Genomic DNA, 6,557 nt, shown 5'->3' on the forward strand with positions numbered 1-6,557 from the left:
ACCTCTTCATAAAGAGTAGTGAACACCTTTGCTAAAAAGTCAGTGGGTTGGAGTGGAAGGCTACTTGACTCCCGTGGGATAGCGAGACAGGCGAAGCCCTGCACGGAGCGGAGCGAAGGAAGCGATTCGGCGCTCGCCCACAGGAAAGCAAGTAGCCTGCAACGGAAATCCATTTCTACCTTTCAATTGACTGTTTTGTTTTAAGTACCCATCGATATAGAATCCCATTCTTCGCCTTGATACCCTATCATCCAAAATAAACCTCTACGTCTTTCCATCACAACACTTTCATTTAATGCTAAAGGAGTTGCTTGTCCATTGATGCGACTATCTACACAAGCCCAATGTAATCTGTAAATTTTATCCGCCTCATCTACTATTTCTTCCTTACTACGCAGTACCGTTTGATTATAAAATTGTTCAAATGTTTCGCAACGAGAAACAACCTGAATCGCATATTCACAATCACATACATCGTCAGGGAAAATTAGCTCTTCCACAAGCCCCAATGCCCAAATGAGTGTCCAATAGGCTTCATATTGCCATGAAATATTGACAGCATCTTGATCACTAGGATGTTGAGCCTCAAGAAAGTACTTTTCATGCTCCGTTAAAAATTCATGCACCTCATATGTACGTAGCATATTGGTGAAGAACTCCCTAGATCCCTCAATATCACCATTCTGCGCCACATCACAGGCGAATTGAATAACTATCAACAGGGCAACTGCTCTTCTTGCAATATCCTCTTGGCTTTTAAATTCTAGATTTTCTATTGGTGGTAGCTGAGGAAGCGATGACGCATAAGGGATCTCCTTATCCGTTAAAAAAGCTATCGTTCTATTTTTTCGCGCTTCTCCCTGTGCTGACGTCACCTCATGTGCATGTATCTTTCTTGTACAAGCATGTGGTCGAAAATCAGATGGACCCGATTCTCCATTAGGATAAACAATAACCATACCGTTCTGATCCAGCAAAGTACCATCTGATAGGAAACCAATACCTCCTATACTTGCTAATAATTTTATGAATAGCTGCATATGGCCATCTGTCATCTCTTTGTCCATTTCAATTGCAATGACTGTATTAAGCACCGATATTTGAATCATTACACGTTCTTTTAGCTGTTCATCTTTAAATGGAATAGTATCGTAAAAGCCCATCATCCCAGGTATATTTTTTGCAAAATAATCAGGGTTCGTATCTTCAGCTAAAATGTTTATGGAACATCTATATTTATTAAATAAACCTTTTGATTTTAATAAATAGTCGTTATCTCTTTTTTCAATAGTAAAGCTTTTTGCTAATATATCAGATAGTTTATCCTTTATATCATCTGTATCATTTTTGGAAGCAAATATCGTAAAATGGTTCAATCTACTCTCCCCTTTGTAGCATATAGTATTTTAATATCCAATTTTCCAAACAATTAAGCGCTTGGCTAAACAGCTGTTTGTTTTTCCGTAGCACCTCATGTTCAACCCAATACGCCAGCAAAGGTCGCCATTTTTCTTCATCTATCATGGTTGTTGGCGTGATTCCCCGCTGTATCATCTGACAAATGGCTCGGATGGATGTTAGCCTTTCTACTTCACTCCCATTTAACCATTCGTATAATGTCTCTGCACTTGGCTGTGACTCTGCTAGAAGTGAATCCCAGCCATCAATCGGAAACGTGACATAGCACTTCATCCATTCTATGATGTTTGGATGATGGAAATGGCGTAATCGATGTAAGGCTGTATAGGCATCAATTCTATCTTTTTTGATATCCTGTAGGATGTATGATTGACCTTCATCAACTGGCAAACAATGTGCTGTTACATAATCACGCAGCGAATCTGGCATGTCACTCTGTACTTGCCAAAGTTCTCTCACCCAATTTTCGGCCTCACTCGGACATACCCTGACTAACACTTCGCTCCATACTTTTTGATCTGAGAGAGATAGAGCTTGCTCTACTTTATGTTGAAGCACCTGAAACACCTGCACTCCATCAAAATGCAAAAATGCTTCCTGCACGCTTGTTTTTTTCGCGCCATGCATGGAAACATAATGAAGCAAAGATTCTAAGCTAGATTGTGCCTGCTGTAAATTAGAGCTTAAAAATTGTTCTAGCCATGTTAGCCATATTTGTGAGCTAGCCAACTCAACATCCAATCCATTCACACTACAAAATTGACGATGCTGGCCGCAGTCTACTCCGATACAGCCTAAAGCTGTCATATTCTCAACGTACGAATGAAAGCTGACAGCAAGCAGATCAAACTCATCTTCTTCATGACTCCAATACCAAACGGTTTCGTCGTCAAGCTTAAGGAGAAGGGCATCTCCGTTACCTGCCGTAAAACATTGTAAATATTGCTGTTCATCTGATTCATCATCCCCTCCAAAGTAAGGGAAATCTAAGTCGTTTAAGCTCCAGCCAAACTCCCCATAAGGCGTATCAAGCAATTCAATAGGAAGTATCGCCTCATCAGGTAATGACCAATAAATACTTACTTGCTTTGAGCAATTTTGCAATAGTTGACGAAATCCATTAGGGATTTGTATACCAAGTCTTTCCTCTACCTGCTGTAACTCTTGCTCGGTTGCAACTGGTCGTATTTCAATCGGATGTACATAAGCTTCTTGTTGCTTCAATCGCTCTACTAAATGATGCCAACGCTCAACCCACATTGTCTCTAACCTCCATATAAGGCTCGTGTGATGTCATTCTTTTTATTTATCGTCAGGAAATCATTTACTGATTAGGATAACTTTAAACAGAACGACAAAATGCTATTATTTTACTGGCATCTAAACCTTCATATATGATAAATTACTCAGCTATATTCATTCTTTTCTATTACGCCATAATGAATTATTTTACTTTCTTTACTTCCATCATAATTTTGGTTACATACTCGTTTTCTCTATTTTTCATTACGGCATCATAAATGTATTCCTCGTATACATATTGGCCTAGCTCATAACCCTTTTCATGCATGACATTAAATAACCGTGTGTAGGTCTCACCAAGTTTTGAAGAGGGGCCAACATGATAACCAATCACAAATTCACCCTCTATCGCCTTAAAATAAGGATGCCCTTCTCTTGGATGAGGTTGCTCAATATATAAATAACTATAGTTATCGTAATTTCCAGCTAACACTTGCTCTCTTCTTGTTATCCCTCCAATGGGATACCCCGTATCTAATTGAGAGCGATCCAATTCCTCAATAAAGTCAGATACAGCCTTCACAAACTGCTCTTCTGTGGAATTCTCGATATTTTTACTCAAATATAATGTATCTTCAGGAAAGTACTCAATCGTAATGTCCTTAAAATTTAGATGCAGTGCTTCCTCTGTCGTTTTGATTTTGACATCAATAATATTCTCAATCATTTCTAGTTCTCTACGTTTCTTCGCAACATGCTCTTTTTGTTGATGCATCAATTCTAAAAAATTTTCAGGTGATTTCTCTGCCATATACTGCTGAATATCCTTTAAAGACATCCCCACTGCCTTTAATAATTCAATAACACCGAAAAAATCATATTGAGCAAGTGAATAATACCTATAATCCTTACTATCCTTCATGATGGGAGATAATAAACCAATTTGATCATAATAAATAAGTGTCTGTTTATTTACCTTACATAATTTAGCAAATTCCCCAGTTGTAAAATATTTTACATTTTTATTAAGCATTTTTTGAGTTTCCTCCCTTGACTATATAGTTACTATATACTTTAGATTGTACCTATTCAAAATAAAAATAGAAAGGTTTTGACATTATGTTCACGGAGATTCGTGACATTACAGCTTTTAACAAGAAAGAAATTTTAGCATTACGCATCGCTGACAATCAGCAACATTTTATTGAATCTACAGACCAATGCTTAGCAGAGGCGGAAATGGATCGACGTTTTACACCTTTAGGTCTGTATAAAGATAACACCGCTATAGGCTTCGCTATGTATGGCATATTCCCTCATGATGATTACAGTCAACGCGTATGGCTTGATCGCTATCTAATTGCAGAACAATACCAAGGACAAGGTTTGGGAAAACATTTTTTACAGCAACTTATTCAATATTTAACAGTAAAGTTCAACTGCCTTCAGATATATTTAAGTGTTTATGACAATAATGCTGTGGCTATCCAGTTGTATAAACAATTCGGTTTTATATTTAATGGTGAGCTAGATGATAAAGGGGAAAAAGTAATGGTTTTGGAGGTACATGCTTATGACAACCATTAATCCAATTGAAACAAGACCACTGAAACCATTATTTTTATCATACTTATTCCCTGCAATGATCGGGATGCTTTTGATGTCCATCAATATTTTGGTAGATGGCATTTTCGTTAGTCATGGCGTGGGACCTACAGCATTAGCTGGAGTGAATATAGCTGTTCCTATTTTCTCCATTTTGCTTTCGATTTCTCTATGGATTGGTATGGGAGGGGCTACCCTTTTCTCGATTTCTTTAGGAGAGGGCAATAAGCAACGTGCTCATCAACTATTTACACTGTCATTCTCTACAATGCTAGTGGTTGTCATCACGATTATTGGATTCCTCGCGTTAAATTTAAAGGACATTTCTTATATATTTGGGGCGAGTGATGATACGTATCCTTATGTGCAGGAGTATTTACATGTTATTTTGCTCTTTGGGGTGTTTTACACAATTGAAAATCTTTTAAGTATTTTTATTCGAAATGATGGCAACCCAAAGTTAGCTATGCTGGGCTTAATTACAACGTCTGTTTTGAATATACTCTTAAATTATGTTTTTATCTTCGTACTAGATTATGGTGTGACTGGCTGTGCCTTAGCAACAGCAATAGCTACAATTATAGGTACATCTGTGCTATGTCTTCATTTTTTCCGTCCACAAGCTGAGTTAAAGTTTGTCACTTCCTTTTTGAATCTATCAGATCTAAAAAAAATGTTTGCTATAGGTTTACCTAGCTTTATTGTTGAAGCTTCTGTTGCTGTTATTATTATTTTGTATAACGTTACCTTTTTACATTATCTAGGTGCAAATGGCGTTACAGCCTATGCAATGGTCAACTATATCCATACTGTCTTGCTGACTATTTTTCTTGGGGTTGGTATGGCCCTACAACCATTAGTTAGCTATCACCACGGGGCAAGGTTGCTAGAAAGATTAACAGCTTTACTAAAAATCGCCTTAGCTACTGCATTTATTTTAGGGTTAACGACTGCCCTTATAGCTCTTCTTTTCCCTTCACAATTAATGGCTTTATTCGGAGATAGCTCATTTGAAATTCGCAGTATGGCAGCGCAGGGCTTTGTGCATTTCGCCATTGGCTATGTATTTTTAGGAATCAACATGGTGTTCGCAGAATTCTTTCAATCCATTGAAAAAATTCGTATTGCCACAACAATTATGTTACTACGTAGTATTATTTTATTTATCCCTACTCTCATCATACTACCCAAGATACTTGGCTCACAGGCCATTTGGTGGACCTTCCCAGTAGCAGAAGGAATTACAGCCTTGCTTATTTACCTATACATTAGGAAAAATCCAAGAACCATTTCTTCTCCTGAACATGCTTAAAATAAAAGGGGGCCTCATCAGGGTCCCCTTTTATTTCCTAACAGCCATTTTTTAGTTTCATATACTCATCACACAACATACTCATAATGATTTCATCAGAAAAAGTATTGTTCATCAACAGGGTCTGTCTCAAAACACCTTCTTTTTTAAACCCGACCTTTTCATAGGATTTAATTCCTCTACTATTATGTGAGTAGACCTGTAATTCTAAGCGGTTCAAATTTAGCTCCTCAAATGTAAATCTTTGAGCAAGTCTAACTGCTTCTGACCCAAAACCTTTACCACAATCCTCTATACCATGTAAAGCTATACGAAACATCGCCTTTTTATTATCTAAATCCACTTCCATAATCGCCAAATCGCCAATCACCTGATCATTATCCACTAAGCAAATAGCAAAATCATAGCGAGAAGAATCTGCTTTAAAGCGTATAATAGCCTCTTTGATTTGTCCCCTTGTTAAAATGTTCCGTGTTCCGGTCATATACATGATTTCTTCATTTTGAAAGCATCTTACAATACTATCGCTATCATCCTCACGAATTTCTCTTAAATAAACCTGTTGACCTTTTATCATTCTAAACACCTCTTGTGCAATAAATAAGGAATCATCATAGATGATTCCTTCTTAGTGTTGAAAAACAAAACAGTCAATTGAAAGGTAGAAATGGATTTCCGTTGCAGGCTACTTGCTTTCCTGTGGGCGAGCGCCGAGCCGCTTCCTCCGCTACCGCTCCGTGTAGGGGCTCGCCTGTCTCGCGATCCCACGGGAGTCAAGTAGCCTTCCACTCCAACGCATAAAAGTGTTACCTTTTTAGCAAAGGTTTTCAAATAAAGTGGAGGTGTTCTCTATTCATTATGGAGGGGTGTTATCACTACACATTGAAAATAAGAGTCAATCCTATCTCTAATTATACAAATGATGAGCTATTTTGGTCGCTTCGGCTAGTATGAAAGATAAGGAAAAGACACTTTTGCA

Annotated in this window: 6 protein-coding genes; 2 read left to right on the top strand and 4 right to left on the bottom strand. The window is 37.8% G+C overall.

Translation table 11 applies throughout. The annotated features are described in order from the left end of the window. Positions 1-200: 200 nt before the first annotated feature. The 3 genes from ACEVFT_RS02320 to ACEVFT_RS02330 all read right to left on the bottom strand — a co-directional run bounded on the left by ACEVFT_RS02320 (position 201) and on the right by ACEVFT_RS02330 (position 3,694). Positions 201-1,376 carry a DUF4272 domain-containing protein gene (locus tag ACEVFT_RS02320; RefSeq protein ID WP_393947911.1) on the bottom strand — a complete coding sequence of 392 codons (1,176 nt, stop codon included), beginning with the start codon at positions 1,374-1,376 and terminating at the stop codon, positions 201-203. A 1-nt stretch (position 1,377) separates the two neighbouring features. After that, positions 1,378-2,679 (bottom strand): SMI1/KNR4 family protein, encoded by a 1,302-nt coding sequence (locus ACEVFT_RS02325; protein WP_393947913.1) that lies wholly within the window; start codon positions 2,677-2,679, stop codon positions 1,378-1,380. A gap of 184 nt (positions 2,680-2,863) precedes the next feature. Continuing rightward, positions 2,864-3,694, bottom strand: coding sequence for a MerR family transcriptional regulator (locus ACEVFT_RS02330; protein ID WP_342441931.1), 831 nt, complete (start codon positions 3,692-3,694; stop codon positions 2,864-2,866). A gap of 86 nt (positions 3,695-3,780) precedes the next feature. Between ACEVFT_RS02330 and ACEVFT_RS02335 the strand changes: the two genes are divergently transcribed. Continuing rightward, entirely contained in the window at positions 3,781-4,248 is a 468-nt protein-coding gene (locus ACEVFT_RS02335; RefSeq protein WP_393947915.1) for a GNAT family N-acetyltransferase, read from the top strand. Continuing rightward, positions 4,235-5,578, top strand: a complete 1,344-nt coding sequence (locus tag ACEVFT_RS02340) for an MATE family efflux transporter (protein ID WP_393947916.1) — start codon at positions 4,235-4,237, stop codon at positions 5,576-5,578. The genes ACEVFT_RS02335 and ACEVFT_RS02340 overlap by 14 nt, the downstream gene beginning before the upstream one ends. 37 nt (positions 5,579-5,615) lie before the next feature. On the opposite strand, the gene ACEVFT_RS02345 is transcribed toward ACEVFT_RS02340, so the two are convergent. Beyond that, positions 5,616-6,155: a GNAT family N-acetyltransferase gene (locus ACEVFT_RS02345; RefSeq protein ID WP_393947917.1), complete on the bottom strand. Its 540-nt coding sequence runs from the start codon at positions 6,153-6,155 to the stop codon at positions 5,616-5,618. Positions 6,156-6,557 lie beyond the last annotated feature (402 nt).

It is taken from the genome of Lysinibacillus sp. PWR01, from assembly GCF_043359455.1.
GTDB classification, from domain to species: domain Bacteria; phylum Bacillota; class Bacilli; order Bacillales_A; family Planococcaceae; genus Lysinibacillus; species Lysinibacillus fusiformis_F.